General features: G+C 64.0%; 13 protein-coding genes and 3 tRNA genes. 1 reads left to right on the plus strand and 15 read right to left on the minus strand.

Features of this window, described 5'->3' with window-relative positions; translation table 11 throughout:
* The first annotated feature begins 586 nt into the window (after window positions 1-586).
* A complete protein-coding gene (locus tag ACSFBL_RS15735; protein WP_435516712.1) occupies window positions 587-1141 on the plus strand; it encodes a hypothetical protein in 555 nt (184 codons plus the stop codon).
* Window positions 1142-1373: 232 nt separating this feature from the next.
* Here the strand turns inward: ACSFBL_RS15735 and ACSFBL_RS15740 are convergent, their stop codons facing one another.
* From ACSFBL_RS15740 to ACSFBL_RS15810, 15 genes are all read right to left on the minus strand, one after another.
* Window positions 1374-2189, minus strand: a complete 816-nt coding sequence (locus tag ACSFBL_RS15740; protein ID WP_435516713.1) for a radical SAM protein — start codon at window positions 2187-2189, stop codon at window positions 1374-1376.
* Between the two features lie 189 nt (window positions 2190-2378).
* Window positions 2379-2639 (minus strand): hypothetical protein, encoded by a 261-nt coding sequence (locus ACSFBL_RS15745; RefSeq protein WP_435516714.1) that lies wholly within the window; start codon window positions 2637-2639, stop codon window positions 2379-2381.
* Window positions 2640-2869: 230 nt separating this feature from the next.
* Window positions 2870-4453, minus strand: a complete 1584-nt coding sequence (locus ACSFBL_RS15750) for an AAA family ATPase (RefSeq protein ID WP_435516715.1) — start codon at window positions 4451-4453, stop codon at window positions 2870-2872.
* Complete coding sequence (locus ACSFBL_RS15755) at window positions 4453-4746, minus strand: HAD family hydrolase (protein ID WP_435516716.1); 294 nt, start codon at window positions 4744-4746, stop codon at window positions 4453-4455. Before ACSFBL_RS15755 ends, ACSFBL_RS15750 begins: the two co-directional genes overlap by 1 nt.
* 119 nt (window positions 4747-4865) lie before the next feature.
* A complete protein-coding gene (locus tag ACSFBL_RS15760) occupies window positions 4866-5219 on the minus strand; it encodes a hypothetical protein (protein ID WP_435516717.1) in 354 nt (117 codons plus the stop codon).
* Window positions 5220-5578: 359 nt separating this feature from the next.
* Window positions 5579-6481: a tyrosine-type recombinase/integrase gene (locus ACSFBL_RS15765; RefSeq protein ID WP_435516718.1), complete on the minus strand. Its 903-nt coding sequence runs from the start codon at window positions 6479-6481 to the stop codon at window positions 5579-5581.
* Window positions 6482-6568: 87 nt separating this feature from the next.
* Window positions 6569-6642: transfer RNA gene (locus ACSFBL_RS15770), tRNA-Cys, on the minus strand.
* A gap of 75 nt (window positions 6643-6717) precedes the next feature.
* Window positions 6718-6793, minus strand: a tRNA-Gly gene (locus ACSFBL_RS15775).
* A gap of 53 nt (window positions 6794-6846) precedes the next feature.
* Window positions 6847-9288, minus strand: a complete 2442-nt coding sequence (gene lon / locus ACSFBL_RS15780; RefSeq protein WP_435516719.1) for an endopeptidase La — start codon at window positions 9286-9288, stop codon at window positions 6847-6849.
* 119 nt (window positions 9289-9407) lie between these two features.
* The gene (clpX, locus tag ACSFBL_RS15785; RefSeq protein WP_435516720.1) at window positions 9408-10673 is read right to left on the minus strand and encodes an ATP-dependent Clp protease ATP-binding subunit ClpX; all 1266 of its coding nucleotides are present in this window, start codon (window positions 10671-10673) and stop codon (window positions 9408-9410) included.
* A 107-nt stretch (window positions 10674-10780) separates the two neighbouring features.
* Window positions 10781-11389: an ATP-dependent Clp endopeptidase proteolytic subunit ClpP gene (clpP, locus tag ACSFBL_RS15790; protein ID WP_435516721.1), complete on the minus strand. Its 609-nt coding sequence runs from the start codon at window positions 11387-11389 to the stop codon at window positions 10781-10783.
* A gap of 95 nt (window positions 11390-11484) precedes the next feature.
* A complete protein-coding gene (gene tig / locus ACSFBL_RS15795; RefSeq protein ID WP_435516722.1) occupies window positions 11485-12798 on the minus strand; it encodes a trigger factor in 1314 nt (437 codons plus the stop codon).
* Window positions 12799-12827: 29 nt separating this feature from the next.
* A tRNA-Leu gene (locus tag ACSFBL_RS15800) sits at window positions 12828-12914 on the minus strand.
* A 111-nt stretch (window positions 12915-13025) separates the two neighbouring features.
* Complete coding sequence (locus tag ACSFBL_RS15805; protein ID WP_435516723.1) at window positions 13026-16199, minus strand: efflux RND transporter permease subunit; 3174 nt, start codon at window positions 16197-16199, stop codon at window positions 13026-13028.
* Between the two features lie 11 nt (window positions 16200-16210).
* On the minus strand, window positions 16211-17386 hold the full coding sequence (locus ACSFBL_RS15810) for an efflux RND transporter periplasmic adaptor subunit (protein ID WP_435516724.1): 1176 nt from the start codon (window positions 17384-17386) through the stop codon (window positions 16211-16213).
* Window positions 17387-17452 lie beyond the last annotated feature (66 nt).

The following is a 17452-nucleotide window of genomic DNA, read 5'->3' on the forward strand; positions in this document are numbered from 1 at the left end:
TTGGGATGGCGTGCTTGGCGATTCAAGCTTGCGGCGCAGAACTTGGCCAAGGGTTTCAGGCTCGGTGGTGGGCGCGCGCGCAGGCGCACAGACGTGCAAAGACATGACGGGGCTCCTCGGTTGGGGGTGTGCTGCCGGTCTTACCACCGAGGGGCCTGGGCTGCCGTCGCAGGGCACAACACACAGCCTAGTCGCGCCGCGCGAAATGTCAAAGCGCGGCGCGGTGCGCGGCGGAATGCCGACGCGTTTCGAGCGTCTCGCGGTACTCACTACTTGCGGCAACCTTTGCCGGAAGTGCATTGCCTGCGGCAGTGCGCGAAGCGCAGCGCTCAGGGCTTTCGCGGCGGCGCGCGGTACAGCGCTCGTTGAAGCGCTCGTGCCGCATCGCCAAAGCGTCCGGCTTGCAGCTGCTTGAGGTCGGCCCCGCGGTGCCGGCCTGCCTTGCCGGTCGCCTCCTCGCGCGGGCGCGCTCGTGAGCCTGGCGGAGGCCGGTTGCGGGTCGACGACGAGCTGCTCATGGCCGCAGATTTTCCGACCTTACACTTCGCGGCGGCAAGATCGCCTGTACGAGCAAGGAAGCCCAATAGTGAATTATCGAGACGCCGACGACGAGTTCTTCGCCATCGTCGAAGAGCACGGCAGCGAGATCCTCGGACAGGCGGCGAGATCCAAGTTTCCCGAGACATTGCGAGCAATGGCTATGTTCGTGGTCAAAGCGAACTCGCTGAAGACTGCGATGTTTGACGTCATCGACAGCGACAACCCTTATGCCTTCCGGGTGCTCTACCGTTCCTTTTGTGAGCACTATCTCAAATTCATGTACCTGTGGGTCCGCCTCCTAAAGGAAAAAACGGACGCGGTCGGAACCGAGTACTACAGCTTCTGCGGGGCGCTCGAAGCGTTCGAGTACGGCGCAGCATTGAACGCTTCGGAGACCCTCGTTGGCAACAAAGTAGCGGCGGACTTCAGGGATGTGGTTGCTAGCCTCTACCCCGACTGTGCGGCGCTGACGAAAAAGGAACTGGAAGCCTTCTCCGCCAAGTTCAAGTACCGCGCCATCTTGCGCTATTTCGCCCAGCCCGACGTCGGGTTTGCGCATCCGTTCCTTGCCGCGATCGTTCCCGCCTACGCCCTCTACTAGTCTTTCGTGCATGGAGGTCCATACACCGACATGGAGATGTTTGGCTTCGCGGAACCGGAAGCACTGGCAGCGTGCGAGAAAGATGCGGGAGTGGTGGTGATGATGAACGCTTCAATTTTCATGCTTACCGCCGTCGCAGTCGCGTTCGCGAAGGGCGACAAGGTCGCTCCAGTGGCCGGCAAGGTCAGCGAGGTGCTCCGCCGTTTCTCAGATGCTGACGAAGCCAACGAGGTCAGTGATGCTGCGGCACGCGCAGCGGGTTTGGATAGCCTGAGGGCAGGTAACCCTGCAGGTCCTTCTTGAAGTAGTGCGCCGCGCCTAGCTCGGCCATCAGGTCGACCATGCGCAACGTGTAGTCTCGCCAATCCGTCGTCCTGGTCATGGGCAGGTAGTTGACGCGGCCGACCCGGTACATGTCGACAACCTCGTGCGTGGCCCGCACGATCGCGAGCGATGCGTCGACATCAAGAGTCGGTTCCAACGACACCCATGTGTATACGCCCGCCGCGTGAAACGCACGCAGCGCCTCGATGCGATCCGCTGGCAGCGCCGCGCCTCTTTCCCACTTCAACGAGAACCCATCGTCCAACGAGGTGAGCGTGGCCGCATAAGCATCGCGCTCGGGCCGGAACAGATCGAGATCCCGAAGGGCGCGCGTGCCGCCTTTGCTCAAGGTGCAGAAGCCCAGGCCGTGATCGCGCAAGATCTCGAGCGCACTTCGCGTGGCCGACGTGTCGCCCGGGTGGTACGGGTCTGAGGTGAAGCTCAGCATCACCTGGCCGCGATTGCCCCCGGCTTGATATCGCTTCGCGTCATTACGAAGCTTTTGCAAATAGCCCGGCCTGTCGATCGCGCCGGCATCGAACTCGGGGCGCTTCATCCGCAGCACGTTCGGCACATAGCAGTACGCACACCCATGGCCGCAGCCTCGATACGGGTTCGTAGCCAGCGGTGCGTATTCCCCGGCCTGGCCGGCCGGCGCGTAGATCGTCGTGCAGCCTGGCACCGCGTGGGCGGCGCCGTCGTCGACCTGGCCGTCAGCGTCCAATTCAACCATTGAAATTTGCCTATTCATTCAATTCGCCAATTCAATTCAGTTACCGCGAATTGAGGCAATTCAATTTTAATTCAATGGGTCTCAATTCGTGTGCGGCGGGCCATTCGATTTGCATTGCAGACCATTGCGGCAATTGGGTCGTCGCGATCGACATCCACGATCGATCGCGATCCAACTTGATCAGGTCCCAATCCCGCGCCGCTCGAGCTCGCTCGCGTGCGCGGCGGCTTTCGCGGCGAGCTCGCGCAGCGCTGCGACTGTCGAAGCGCGCTGCTCGGGCGTCATGGCATCGGTCAATCTCCACGTGTCATCGATGTCGCTCGGGTCCTCGGGGTTTTGCGGTGGTGCCTCAACGAACGGATAGCGGCCCCACATCCTGGCGAACTCGGCGGCCCTGAATCCAAGGTAGGGAATGGCAGAAATCATGGTGATGATCCTCACGAAAAAGCCGGCTGCCGGCCGGCGCGGTGGTGCAGCGAACCGTGCGCTGATTCGCCAATAGAAGCGCGCAGCCTGTTCGCCGTGCCCTGTCGGTTGTCTATCGGCGGCGGCCCTATCTATATATAGGGCCGCCCGCCAATAGAGACCCGCCAACCATTGGCCTATTCGCGGATTGATTGGCGGCGACGCCAATAGCATCCGCGAATCCGCCAATAGGAAACGCTTGGCGCTCATTCCATCCCCTGGTTCAGGGCTGAAAGATCGCCTGGCCGGATGGCGCCTAGGCTGCGATTGCTCGAGCGCACATCGGCATCCTGGAACAGCGCACCGTCGCCCAACCGCGCATCTACCCAGTCGCGCGTCGGGTCCCGCGCCACGCCGGTCTTGCCCGCCAGGTACGCCACAAAACCAGTGAAGGGCGGCGGATCGTCGACCTGGTAATCGTCCTGGGCCCACGCCAGCACCGCCTCACGCAACGCGCGGTCGCGCGTGCCTTCGGTCGCACGGCGCTTCGCCATATCCTGCTGTGCCTTGTCCACCGCCTTGGATTGCACGGTTGCCGCTCGCAGGTGCGCTGCGCGCGGAATGCCATCGACCACGCGAAACCACTGCGGGTCGTGCATGGGCTGCAGGCCGTTGGCCTTGGGCACTGTCAAGCCGATGAAATGCTTCGCCTCGCTGGGATCGACACCCCAGTTAGGCGCCATCTTCTCGGTCATGCGCTGCATGACCGCGGCCACGCGGGCATTGTTGGCGCTCATCACCGTGCCGAGCGCTCCGTGGTGATCCATCAAGGTCCCGGTTCGCGCAGCCTCGTTCGCAGCCGCCTTGCTCACGTGGTGCAGCAACACGACGGCGATGCCCAGGCGAGATGCAAGCCCCCGAAGTTCCTTGGTGAAGCCGCCAAACTCCGTGCCATCGCTCACCGCGCCATCGAAGAGCGAGCCGGCCGGGTCAAGCACCAGCACACGCAGGCTATCGATGCGTCGGCAAAGTCGCTCAAGCGACTGCATCGCGCGGGTCGGCCCGCTCTGCCGGTAGAGCGTTACAACGCTGGACGACAGCGACTGCATGTGCACCAGGTCGATCGACTCGCGCAACCGCGCGGCATGGTCGCAGCCGATGCCGCTGAGTTGGCGCGCACGGGCTATCCAGCGGTGGCGGCGGTGCCGCAGGTCCAGCTCGTCATCCTCGCAGGTGAGCATGAGCGAGACGACGCCCTCGGCGCGGAACTGCACTGCGGTGGTGATGTCGCCAATGAACGGTACGCCACTGGCCAGCTGCATGAGAGTGGCCATTAAAAGGTTGGTCTTGTGCGCCCCACCATCGGCACACACCACACTGAGACGGCCCGCAACGATAAGCGGATCGACCAACACGGGAATCGGCTCGGGCTCGGCATCCAAGTCGCGGCCGAACCGCATGGCAGCGACGTCCAAGGCGTCGAGCACACCTGCACCGTCGCTGTCGGCGCCCTGCTCGGGAAAGACCACGCCACGCTCGGCAGCAGTGTCGGCGTAACCGTTGAGCGTCGTCTCCTCGGGCAGCGGGGGCATCGCCGCGATGCGCGCTCGCATGATCTGCTTGCCGGCCTGGATCACGGCGTCGCGGAACTCGGGCGCGAACTCGATCAGCGGGATCTCGTTCGCCCACGTGGCCGGATCACGCACCAGGGCGGCATTGAGACCGACCGGTGCGAATGTGCGATCGAGCGTCGCGTCGTCGGCCGCGAGGAACTCGGTCATGAAGCGGCAGGCGAGGCCGAGGGTCGCGGCGGGCGGCGGGCCTTCGTCCATCGCGGTGCGGGCTGTCATTACATGTCCCCCAGCAGCAGCATCGGCTCGGAGTTCGGGCGGCCCAGCTGCCGGTCGAATTGACTTAGCGCATGGTGCGCGGCTCGACTGATGGCCGGCACCATCTCTTCCCGCTCGTCGGGCGTCGGCTCGTGCGGCGTCCAAGCGGTCGCGAACTGCCGGATGCCCAGCCGCGGACTCAGGTGCTGATAGGCGCGCCACGGGCCCAGGTCGAAGAAGCGAAGCCGATACGCACCAACGCGGTAACTTCGTGATGCGTGCTGGCACCAGGGGAAGAGGGCTGCAGTTGCCATGACACGATCTCCAATCATGGCCGGCTGCTTGGTTGCGGATGTCAGGTTCAGCGCCTACGATGGGCGCCGTCCTTTCTGAATTGAACCTGTGGCCGGTCCCAAGCGACCGGCCGATTTTTTTATGCGCTCGCTGCCTGGTCGGCTTTGCGCGGGCGGCCCACCGGCCGCCCAGTGGGCGTACGACGCGGCGCGCGCTCGCCCGTGCGGCGCGCCTCTGGATCGAGAGGCGCCTGAATGAGCTCAGGCAGCGCATCCACAATGCGCTCGCTATCCAGCAGCAGGCCGTTGGGCGTCTCTACCGCGAGGCCTTCCTCGAGCAGTTGCTGCTTGCGGCTGTTGATGAACCAGTTCGCGCTATTCGCGGAACGAAACAGATTCGGGAAGCTTTCGACGAGCCACGACGGACGGCGAAGCGCCTGCAGGTACTGCTCGCGTGAGCGCGGATCGCGCTCGGTGAGGGGAGGTTTTTTCATGCCGTGAAGCCCTCTTGAAAAATGAAACAAGTGACAGCGCCGCGCCAACGGCAATGCAAAGGTTGCGCGCCACAACGGGCTCCTACAAGAGGGAAAATTTTCTGCGGCGCATGGCGCCAGGACAGTTGCACGGTTGCTGTCCACTCCAGTCACGTCGAGTCACGTCAGGTCACTACGTTCTCACTGCGCGGACTCGCAGAAAAAAACTTTGACTGCTGCCTCAATGGTCGTGGCGCCGACGCGGTTTTATTGAACTGCGCGCGCGACCGTGCTATGGGGGTCGCTCACGCAAAAAAGCCCGCGCGGCGTTGACACCGGGCGGGCAGGAGGTTGGCGGGCTTTGGCGCGCCGGGGGAGCTTTAGCCGAAGACCGAGTCCACGAGCTGGGTGCGGCTGGTCAGGTCGAGGTGCGAATAGCGCGCGGACATGCGCGGGCTGCTGTGGTTCAAGTGAACCATCAACTGGATCGTGCTGGCGCCGGCGGCCGCGAGCGCAGAGGCGCTGCTGTGCCTGAGCGTGTGGATGGTCACGTCGCGCCCAGGCAGCGCCTTGCGCGCCAGCGCGGCAAAGGCGCTGGTGCAGTTGTGCGGGTGGCCCGGCCGGTTCTGGCTCTCAAAGACGTAGACGCCGGGCGCCCTGCCCGCTTCGCCTCCAACCGCCTTGAGCTCGGCGACGACGCGCTGCGTCAATGCGACTTCGTGCGGGCGGCCATTCTTGGTGTTGGGAATCGAGATGCGCCGGCCCTCGAGGTCGACCTGGCCCCAGCGCAGCTCGCGCAGGTTGCCAACGCGCAAGCCCGACGTGTAGGCCAACAGCACGAACAGCGGGAGCTTGCGCCAGAGCTCCAGACGCGCGACGGCCACGAGCTTGTCGATCTCCTCGGGGCGCAGGAACTCGAATTTCTTTGGCGGCTCGGGATTGATGGCCACATCCTTGCACGGGTGCTGGACGGTGCGCGGGAGCTTGCGGTTGCGCCGCGCCCAGGTGAAGACGGCCGAGACCGAAGAGCGGTAGCGGTTGATCGAGGCGCCCGACAGGGGTTTGCCAGTGGCGATGGCGCCGCGGCCCTTGAAGTTTTGCATCGCGCCTCTCTGGGCGAGGGCGATCAGGCCATCCTCAATGTCGTCTGCGGTGACGTCCTTGGCGGCCTTGCCGGCGAGGTACTCGCGCCAGTAGGCGACCTGTGTTTTGCGCGCTGGGTCCTTGCCTGCAAACAAATGAAGGTAGGCGTCACAAAGCTCTGCGAAAAGCAGGTTGTGCATGGTTGAAAACTCCTGGTTCTGCGTTGAGGGATGCATTGGTCTGAGACAAATGCACAAACCCCTGGCGCGGCGCATGAACCGGATGTTTGGAGGCGCGACCCGGAGTCGAACCGGGCTAGACGGATTTGCAATCCGTTGCATAACCGCTTTGCTATCGCGCCACGCTTTTTTCGAGACCTTCGAAGTCGTAAGAAACCGCGAAAAAAAGGGAAGCCAGAGCTTCCCTTTTTCAAAACTGGAGCGGGAAAAGAGTCTCGAACTCTCGACCTCAACCTTGGCAAGGTTGCGCTCTACCAACTGAGCTATTCCCGCGTTTCGAGCCTCGAATTATATAGCATTTTTTTGAGGTCCCGCAACTCTCGCACTCAATGCTTGATGGATCCTTCGGCCGGTTGCGCAGCACGCTGCTTGGCCAGTTCGGCCACTGCAGCGGCGGACGCTGCCACCTCCTCGTCGGACAACGGCGTCGGCATCTTTTCAAGGGCGATCTCGAGCACCTTGTCGATCCACTTGACCGGGACGATCTCGAGCCCGTTCTTCACGTTCTCGGGAATGTCCTGCAGGTCCTTGGCGTTCTCTTCAGGGATCAACACGGTCTTGATGCCGCCACGCAATGCGGCCAGCAGCTTTTCCTTCAGGCCACCGATGGCGGTGACTTCACCGCGCAGCGTGATCTCGCCAGTCATCGCGACATCGGCACGAACGGGAATCCCGGTGAGCGCCGACACGAAAGCCGTCGTCATCGCAGCGCCTGCGCTGGGCCCATCCTTGGGCGTCGCGCCGTCAGGCACGTGGATGTGGATGTCGCGCTTCTCGAAGGTCTCGTCCTTGATGCCGAGCCGGCGAGCACGGCTGCGCACCACGGTGCGCGCCGCTTCGACCGACTCCTTCATCACATCGCCCAGCGAACCGGTGCGGCTGATCACGCCCTTGCCGGGCATCGTGACGGCCTCGATCGTGAGCAGGTCGCCACCGACTTCCGTCCATGCGAGACCCACCACCTGGCCGACCTGGTTCTGCTTCTCCGCCAGACCGAAGGTGTACTTGCGCACGCCGAGGAAGTCGTTGAGATTTTCGCCGTTGACGACGACCTGCGGCTCCATCTTCTTGAGCAGCAGCCCCTTGACCACCTTGCGGCAGATCTTCGACAGTTCGCGCTCGAGCGAGCGCACGCCGGCTTCCCGGGTGTAGTAGCGCACGATGTCGCGCACCGCCTCTTCGGTGATGAGGAGTTCCTCTTCCTTCACACCGTTGTTCTTCATCTGCTTCGGCAGCAGGTACTTCAAGGCGATGTGCGTCTTCTCGTCCTCGGTGTAGCCCGCAAGACGAATGACTTCCATCCGGTCCAGCAGCGCCGGCGGGATGTTCATCGAGTTCGACGTCGCGACGAACATCACGTCGCTCAGGTCGAAGTCGACCTCGACGTAGTGGTCCCCGAAGGTGTGGTTCTGCTCGGGGTCGAGCACTTCGAGCAACGCACTCGACGGATCGCCGCGGAAATCGGTGCCAAGCTTGTCGATCTCGTCGAGCAGGAACAGCGGATTGCGCGTTCCCACTTTGTTGAGGCTCTGCAACACCTTGCCCGGCAGCGCACCGATGTAGGTGCGGCGATGGCCGCGAATCTCGGCCTCGTCGCGCATGCCACCCAGCGCCATGCGCGTGTACTTGCGGCCGGTCGCCTTGGCGATCGACTGCCCCAGCGAGGTCTTGCCGACGCCCGGCGGGCCGACCAGGCACAGGATCGGCGCCTTGACCTTGTCCACGCGTTGCTGCACCGCGAGATATTCCAGGATGCGGTCCTTGACCTTCTCGAGGCCGTAGTGGTCCTCGTTGAGCACTTCCTCGGCGTGGGCCAGGTCGTGCTTGATCTTGGTCTTCTTGCTCCACGGCAGGCCGATGAGCACGTCGATGTAGTTGCGCACCACCGTTGCCTCGGCCGACATCGGTGACATCAGCTTGAGCTTCTTGAGCTCGCCCTCGGCCTTCTTGAGCGCTTCCTTGGGCATCTTGGCGAGCTTGATCTTCTTCTCGATCTCCTCGATGTCCGCGCCCTCTTCGCCTTCGCCCAATTCCTTCTGGATGGCCTTGACCTGTTCGTTCAGGTAGAAGTCGCGCTGGTTCTTTTCCATCTGGCGCTTCACACGGCCGCGAATCTTCTTGTCGACGTTGAGGATATCGACCTCGCGCTCGAGCTGGCCAAAGAGGTTCTCGAGCCGCGCCTTGATGTCGTCCAGGTCCAGCACGGCCTGCTTGTTGTCGAGCTTGAGCGGCAGATGGGCCGCGATGGTGTCGGCCAGCCGACCCGGATCATCGATGCTGGAGATGGAGGTGAGGATCTCGGGCGGGATCTTCTTGTTGAGCTTCACGTACTGGTCGAACTGCTGCATCACCGCGCGGCGCAGCGCCTCGATTTCCGTGCCCTTCTGCGCAGCGACGTCGGCCACCTCGACCGGCGTCACGTTCGCGGAAAAATGCGTTTCGCCATCGTCGATGCGGTTGACGCGTGCGCGTTGCTGGCCTTCGACCAGCACCTTCACGGTGCCATCGGGCAGCTTCAGCATCTGGAGGATCGTCGAGATGCAGCCGACCTCGAACATGTCCTCGACCGAGGGCTCATCCTTGGCAGCGGCTTTCTGGGCCACCAGCATGATGCGGCGTTCGGCTTCCATGGCGAGTTCGAGCGCCTTGATGCTCTTGGGCCGCCCTACGAACAGCGGGATGACCATGTGAGGGAACACGACCACGTCGCGCAGCGGCAGCAGCGGCAGGTCGAGTTCGGTGGCAGGCAGGGGGGTATGACCGGACATGGGAATCCTTTACTTGATCATGGAAAGATGGTCGGCCGCGCGCGCATTTCAAGTGCGCGGGCACGGTCTTCGTCGAAGACGCCGGACGCCTGGAGGGGAGCGGCCGGCTGCGTAGGCATTCAGGCCTTCTTTGCGGCTTCGCGGTAGACCAGCAGGGGCGGCTTGTTCTCGTCGATCGTGGATTCTTCGACCACGACCTTGTCGACATTGGTGGCGTTCGGCAGTTCGAACATCGTGTCAATGAGCGACTGCTCCAGGATCGAGCGCAATCCGCGCGCCCCGGTCTTGCGGGCGAGCGCCTTGCGGGCAATGGCCTTCAGTGCGGCCGGCCGGATTTCGAGGTCCACGCCTTCCATCTGCAGTAGCTTGGTGAACTGCTTGACCACGGCGTTCTTGGGCTCGGTCAGGATCTGCACCAGCGCGTCTTCGCTGAGTTCGGCAAGCGAGGCCACGACCGGCATCCGACCGACCAGTTCGGGAATCAGGCCGAACTTGATCAAATCCTCGGGTTCAACCTCGCGGAACACTTCGGTCAGGCTGCGTTGCTTCTTGCTCTTGACCGAGGCGCCGAAGCCGATGCCCGACGCTTCGGTGCGGTTTTCGATGACCTTCTCGAGGCCCGCGAACGCACCGCCGCAGATGAACAGGATGTTGGTCGTGTCGATCTGCAGGAAATCCTGGTTGGGATGCTTGCGGCCGCCTTGCGGGGGCACGCTGGCCATGGTGCCTTCAATGAGTTTCAGCAGCGCCTGCTGCACGCCCTCGCCCGACACGTCGCGGGTGATCGACGGGTTGTCGGACTTGCGGGAGATCTTGTCGATTTCGTCGATGTAGACGATGCCGCGCTGGGCACGCTCGACCTCGTAGTTGCAGCTCTGCAGCAGCTTCTGGATGATGTTCTCGACGTCCTCGCCCACGTAGCCGGCTTCGGTCAGCGTTGTGGCGTCCGCCATCACGAAGGGCACGTCGAGCATGCGGGCCAGCGTTTGCGCCAGCAGCGTCTTGCCCGAACCGGTCGGGCCGATCAGCAGGATGTTGCTCTTGCTGAGCTCGACGTCATCGCCCTTCGCCTTTTCCTTGTGGCGCAGGCGCTTGTAGTGGTTGTAGACCGCGACCGACAGCATCCGCTTGGCGGGCTCCTGCCCGATCACGTAGTTGTCGAGGTTGGCCTTGATCTCCAGCGGCGTCGGCAGGTCGCTGCGCCCCTCGCGCGATTCCTCGCCTGCGGGCAGTTCGTCGCGGATGATTTCGTTGCACAGGTCGATGCATTCGTCGCAGATGAAGACCGACGGACCCGCGATCAGCTTCTTGACCTCGTGCTGACTCTTCCCGCAGAACGAGCAGTAAAGCGTTTTTTCGCTGGAGGAGCCTTTTTTCTCGGCCATGGACAAATGCCTCGTAACAGGGGTTTAACAATGATAGCGAAACAAAAACGGCGTTTCCCGTGTGGGAAAACGCCGTTGTTGCTCGGGCGCCTCAGCGCCGGGGTGCCTTAACTGCGCTTCGCGATCACTTGGTCGATCAAACCGTACTCTTTCGATTCGTCCGCTGTCAGAAAGTAATCCCGTTCGGTGTCGCGGGCAATCTTGTCGAATGACTGGCCGGTGCGCTCCGCCAGGATGCGGTTCATCTGCTCGCGCGTCTTGAGGATGTCGCGCGCGTGGATCTCGATGTCCGTGGCCTGGCCGCGGGCGCCGCCCAGCACCTGGTGGATCATGATCTTGGAGTTCGGGAGCGAGAAGCGCTTGCCCTTTTCGCCAGCCGCCAGCAGGAAAGCGCCCATGCTGGCCGCGAAACCGATGCACAGCGTCGACACGTCGGGCTTGATGAACTGCATGGTGTCGTAAATCGCCATGCCGGCGCTCACGCTGCCGCCCGGCGAATTGATGTAGAACGAAATGTCCTTGTCGGGATTTTCGCTCTCGAGGAACAAGAGCTGCGCCACCACCAGGTTGGCGGTCTGGTCGTTGACTTCGCCGACCAGGAAGATCACCCGTTCCTTGAGAAGGCGCGAATAGATGTCGTAGGACCGTTCGCCACGGCCTGACTGCTCGATGACCATCGGAACCATGCCGAGGCCTTGAATGTCCTGTGCGCTCATGTTTGCTCTCCAGAGGGGGTTGTACTGTACCCAAACGAAATGGGGCTCGTGCCACAAAGCACAAGCCCCATGGGATTGCAGGCTGCTCCGCCTGATCAGCCCTGCTGGGCCATCAGTTCGTCGAAGGACACCGGCTTGTCGTTGACCTTGGCCTTGGCGAGCACGAAATCGGTCACGTTGTTCTCGATCACGACGGCTTCGACTTCCGCAAGGCGGCGGTTGTCGCTGAAGTACCAACGGACCACGTCGGCCGGCTTCTCGTAGCTGGCGGCGAGTTCGTCGATGTGGGCCTTGATCTGCTCCGGCTTGGCTTGAAGGTTGTTCGAACGGACCAGTTCGGCCACCACGAGGCCCAGGCGCACGCGACGCTCGGCTTGCGGGCGGAACACGTCGTCGGGAATCGGCGTCTTGTCCGCGTCCTTGATGCCGCGCTGCTTGAGTTCGGCGCGGGCGCCTTCGATCATGCGGTCGACTTCGGCCTGCACGCTCGACTTGGGCAGGTCGAGTTCGGCGTTGGCGATCAGGGCGTCCATCACCGCATTCTTGTTGCGGGCCAGGAGGCGGAACTTGACTTCGCGTTCGAGGTTCCGCTTGATGTCGGCGCGCAGGCCCTCGACCGTGGCGTCGGCGATGCCGAGCGACTTGGCGAGTTGATCGTTGACTTCCGGCAGGTTCGACGCCTCGATCTTCTTGACGGTGACCATGAAATCCGCCTGCTTGCCGGCCACGTCCTTGCCGTGGTAGTCAGCCGGGAAGGACAGCGGGAAGGTGCGGCTGTCGCCCGACTTCAGGCCGCGCACGGCGTCCTCGAATTCCTTGAGCATCTGGCCTTCGCCGACGATGAACTGGAAGTCGTCGGCCTTGCCGCCCTGGAAGGTTTCGCCGTCGATCTTGCCTTCGAAGTCGACGGTGACACGGTCACCGTCCTGCACGACGGCGTCCTGCGCGCGTTGCGCGAAGGTGCGGCGCTGCTTGCGCAGGATGTCGAGCGTCTTGTCGATCGCGTCGTCGCCGACTTCGGCGCTCAGCTTCTCGACTTCGGCGCCGGACAGGTCATTGATCTTGACGTCCGGGAACACCTCGAAAACCGCGTCGAACGCGAGTTCGCCTTCGGGCGAATCTTCCTTTTCGGTGATGCGGGGCTGTCCGGCCACGCGCAGCTTGGCTTCGTTGGCGGCATGCGAGAAGGCCTCGCCGACCTTGTCGTTCATGACTTCGTAGTGCACCGAGTAGCCGTAGCGCTGGGCCACGACGTTCATCGGCACCTTGCCGGGACGGAAGCCGTCCATCTTGACGGTGCGGGCCAGTTTCTTGAGGCGCGAATCGACCTCGGACTGGATGGTGCCGACCGGCAAGGTCAGCGTGATCTTGCGTTCGAGCTTCTCGAGGGTTTCAACGTTCACGGTCATTTGTGTCTTCCTTTTGAGGGGTCGTGTGCTGGTGCGCGGGGCCGGACTCGAACCGGCACGCCATTGCTGGCGTCAGGACCTAAACCTGGTGCGTCTACCAATTTCGCCACCCGCGCGGTTCCAGTTTTTCAGGTGATGAATACCGAAGGCGGCCCGCAGGCCGCCTTCGGTCATTCGGTAGCGGACGACCCGGAAGCCCCCCGCCTGAAATCGGTCAACCGCGTATTTTAAGCGCGAACAAGAGCCTCTTCGGCCTCCACCGCGGGGTTTCTCTCGTCCCGCTTCACGCGGAACCAGGCGGCATACATGGCCGGCAGCGCAAGCAATGTCAGCACGGTCGCCACGATGAGGCCGCCCATGATCGCCACCGCCATCGGGCCCCAGAAGACGCTCCGCGACAGCGGAATCATCGCCAGCACCGCCGCCGCCGCCGTCAGCACGATCGGCCTCAACCGCCGCACCGCCGATTCGACGATCGCGTCCCATGCCGCCACGCCCGCGGCGCGGTCGGTCTCGATCTGGTCGATCAGGATCACCGCGTTCCGCTGGATCATCCCCATCAGCGCGATCACGCCCAGCAGCGCCACGAATCCGAACGGACGGTTGAGCGCCAGCAGCGCGCCCGCTACGCCGACGATGCCCAGCGGGCCCGTGATAAAGACAAGCAGCGACCGGCTGAAGCTGTGCAGTTGCAGCATCAGCAGCGTGAACACCAGGAACAGCATGATCGGCACGCCCGCCACGATGGAGGCCGACCCCTTGCTGCTCTCTTCCACCGCGCCGGCCACCTCGATGCGGTAGGCGCCATCACCGGCCGCATGCCACTTCGCCTCGAGCTCGCGCAGCTTCGGCAGCAACTGGTTGGTCACCGTCGCGCCCTGCAGGCCCTCGACGATGTCGCCCTGCACCGTGATCGCATAGTCGCGGTTCTCGCGCCACATGACGCCCGGCTCCCAGGTGAAGACCGGCTTGGCGATCTGCGTCAGCGGAATCGATCGACCGGAAGTCGTGGGCAGGTAGGCATTGCCGATGTCCGAGATCGACTCGCGCTCGTCCGGGGACTGGCGCAGCGTGACGTCGATGAGCAGGTCGTTCTCGCGGAACTGGCCGACAGTCGTGCCGCTGAACATGGTCCGCGAGGCCTGCGCGATCGCCTGGCTCGTGACGCCGAGGGCGCGCGCCTTGTCCTGGTCGACTTCCAGCCGGATCACCTTGACCGATTCGTTCCAGTTGTCGTTGACGCCGCGCATGTTGGTGTTCTCTCGCATCAGCGCCTTGACCTCGTCGGCATGCGCGCGAAGCTTTGCGGGATCGGTGCCGATCACGCGGAACTGCACCGGGTACGGCACGGGCGGCCCGTTGGGCAGCAACTTGACGCGCCCGCGCGCCTCGGGGAATTCCTGCGCCAGCAGGGCCGGCAGCTTGATGCGCAGCGACTCGCGGTACTTCAGGTCCTTGGCCAGCACGATCATCTGCGACACGTTGGTCTGCGGAAACACCTGGTCGAGCGGCAGGTAGAAGCGGGGCACGCCCGAGCCGATCCAGGTCGTCACGGTCTCGACGCCCGCCTCGTGCCGCAGGAGTTCCTCGGCCCGCTGGGCCACTTCTTCGTTCGCAGCGAAGGAGGTGCCTTCCGGAAACCACAGTTCGACGAGGATCTCCGGCCGGCTCGAGTCCGGGAAGAACTGCTGCTGCACCTTCCCCATGCCGACGATGCCCAGCGCAAAGACCAGCACCGTGGCGCCGATCGTCATCCACCGGTGCTCGACGCACCAGTTCACCGTGCGCCGGAAGGCGTTGTAGAACGGCGTGTCGAACAGCTCGTGCGGCGGCGCATCCGGATCGTGCGGCTTCACCTTGAGCAGCAGGGTGCCGAGGTAGGGCACGAAGTACACCGACACGAACCAGCTCAGCACCAACGCGATCACCGTGACCGCGAAGATCGCGAAGGTGTATTCCCCTGTGACCGACTTCGCGATGCCGATCGGCAGGAAACCCGCCGCCGTGATCAGCGTGCCGGTGAGCATCGGCTTGGCGGTGACGTCGTAGGCGAAGGTCGCGGCGCGAACCTTGTCGTAGCCCTCCTCCATCTTCCGCACCATCATCTCCACGGCGATGATGGCGTCGTCGACCAGCAGCCCGAGCGCGATGATCAGCGAGCCCAGCGATATCTTGTGCAGGCCGATGCCGAAGTAGTTCATGGCCAGGAATGTCACGGCCAGCACCAGCGGAATGGTGATCGCCACCACAAGCCCCGGGCGAATGTCGATGTACCAGCCGAAGCGCCCGCCCTTGTGCAGCCCCAGCGCGACGAAGCTGACCGCGAGCACGATCGCCACCGCCTCGATCAGGACGTGGATGAATTCATTGACCGATTTCGACACCGCGACCGGCTGGTCCTGCACCTGCACGAGCTTGACGCCGAGCGGCAGTTGCTTGTCGATCTCCGCGGTGGCCTTCTGCAGCGACTTGCCCAGCGCGATGATGTCGCCGCCCTTGGCCATCGACACACCAAGCGCGATGACTTCCTTGCCCTGGTGATGCACCTTGACCGCCGGCGGATCGACATAGGCACGACGAATCTCTGCGATGTCGCCCAGGCGCATGTGGTTGCCGGAGCTGCCCCGGATCGGCATCGCGCGAAGCTGCTCCACGCTCGTGAACTGGCCCGCGACGCGCACCTGCACCACGTCCTGCGGCGACTGGATCGTTCCGGCGCTCTCGATCGCGTTCTGCGATCCGAGCTGCGACAGCACCGTGTTGAAGTCGAGCCCGAGCTGCGCAAGCCGCTTCTGCGAGACCTCGATGAAGACCTTCTCGTCCTGCACGCCGAACTGCTCGACCTTGGCCACGTCCTGCACTCGCAGCAGGCGCTGGCGCACATCGTCGGCAAAGGTCTTGAGCTCGGCATAGGTGAAGCCGTCGCTCTCCAGCGCGTAGATCACGCCGTAGACGTCGCCGAAGTCGTCGTTGAAGAAGGGCCCCTGGATGCCGGCGGGCAGCGTGCCGCGCATGTCGGCGATCTTCTTGCGCACCGTGTACCAGACGTTCGCGACTTCGCCGGCCTTCGACGAGTCCTTGATCTGGAAGATGATCTGCGACTCGCCCGGCTTGGAATAGCTGCGGATCTTGTCGGCGTAGGGCGCTTCCTGGAGCGTGCGCTCGAGCTTGTCGGTTACCTGCTCGGCCACCTGCTGCGCCGTGGCGCCCGGCCAGTAGGTCCGGACCACCATCGCGCGGAAGGTGAACGGCGGGTCCTCGTCCTGCCCGAGCTGGAAGTAGGACGCGAAGCCCAGCAACATCAGCACCAGCATCAGGTAGCGGGTCAGCGCCGTGTGCTCCAGCGCCCATTTCGAGAGATTGAATCCGGCCTTTCCGGACGCGTCGGTCTGGGACGTCATGTCGGGCGTCCTCAGCGCTGGGCAACGGGAGCGACAGGTGGCTGCGCCGGCGTCGTCGCCTGCGCGGGACTGCCGGGCGCGGCGCCCTTCCCTTTCTCCTGGTAGATCGACACCTTCTGGCCCGGCGACAGCACGTGGACGCCCGCGGCGACGACCAGCATGCCCGGGGAGACGCCGCTGCCGATGACCGCGTCGTTGCCGTCGGCGGTGGCGACCTGTACGGCCTGCGAGCGGACCGTCATCGTGTCCTTGTCGAGCACCCACACGGCCGTGCCCTGGCCTTCCTGGCGCAACGCGCTGGTCGGCAGCTTCAACACCAGCGCGCCGTTGCGCGACAGCGCCTTCGGACGCGCGTAGACCGTGGCCCCCAGCGCCGGCGCCGTGGCGGCATCGATCGTCACCTTGACGGTATAGGTCCGCGTGACCGCGTCCGCGCTGGCCGCGACCTCGCGCACCTTGCCGTCGAGGTCCGTGCCGCTGGCCCAGCCGCGCACCGCGACGGCGGAGCCCGGCTTGACCAGTGCGGCCCGGTCCTCGGGCACGGCGAACACGACGTCGCGCGCGCCGTCCTGGGCAATGCGCACGACCGGCGTTCCGGCGGCGACCACCTGGCCCGCCTCGGCCTCGATCGCGGTGATGACGCCCGGCACATCGGCCACGAGCGTCGTGTAGTTGGCCTGGTTTCCCTGTGACGAGAGCTGCGCCTGGGCCTGTTCGAGCTGGGCCTGGGCCGCCTTGTAGGTCGTCTCGCGGCGTTCCAGGTCGGCGCCGCTGATGAAGTTCTGCGCGCGCAGTTCGCGATAGCGCTTGAGGTCCGCCGCCGCCAGATCGCGATTGGTCAGCGCCGCGGCGTGTTGCGCGCGGGCGCCTTCGGCCGCCAGCTTGTAGTCTTGCGCATCGAGCTGCGCCAGCACCTGGCCGGCCTGCACGTGCTGGCCGAGTTCGGCCTGGCGACGGGTGATCTTGCCGGCGACCCGAAACCCGAGTCGCGACTCCACGCGGGCCCGGACCTCGCCCGAATACTCCGGCTCGGTGTCATAGGCGCTGGTCCCCACCATGACCACCTTGACGGCACGCAACGGCTCTTCGGCGGCGGGAGGACGGGAACAACCGGTGAGTCCGGCCAAGGCAAGGACGACGAGCAGCCCAACGCGGCCAGGGAACGATGAGAGGGACGACGCGGTCATGAAGCACCCTTGAAGATTCGGACGGGGTCATTAATGACCAGCCGGTTAGTAATCTAGGGTAAACGC

This window comes from Variovorax glacialis (assembly GCF_051216375.1).
Taxonomy (GTDB): Bacteria; Pseudomonadota; Gammaproteobacteria; order Burkholderiales; family Burkholderiaceae_C; genus Variovorax.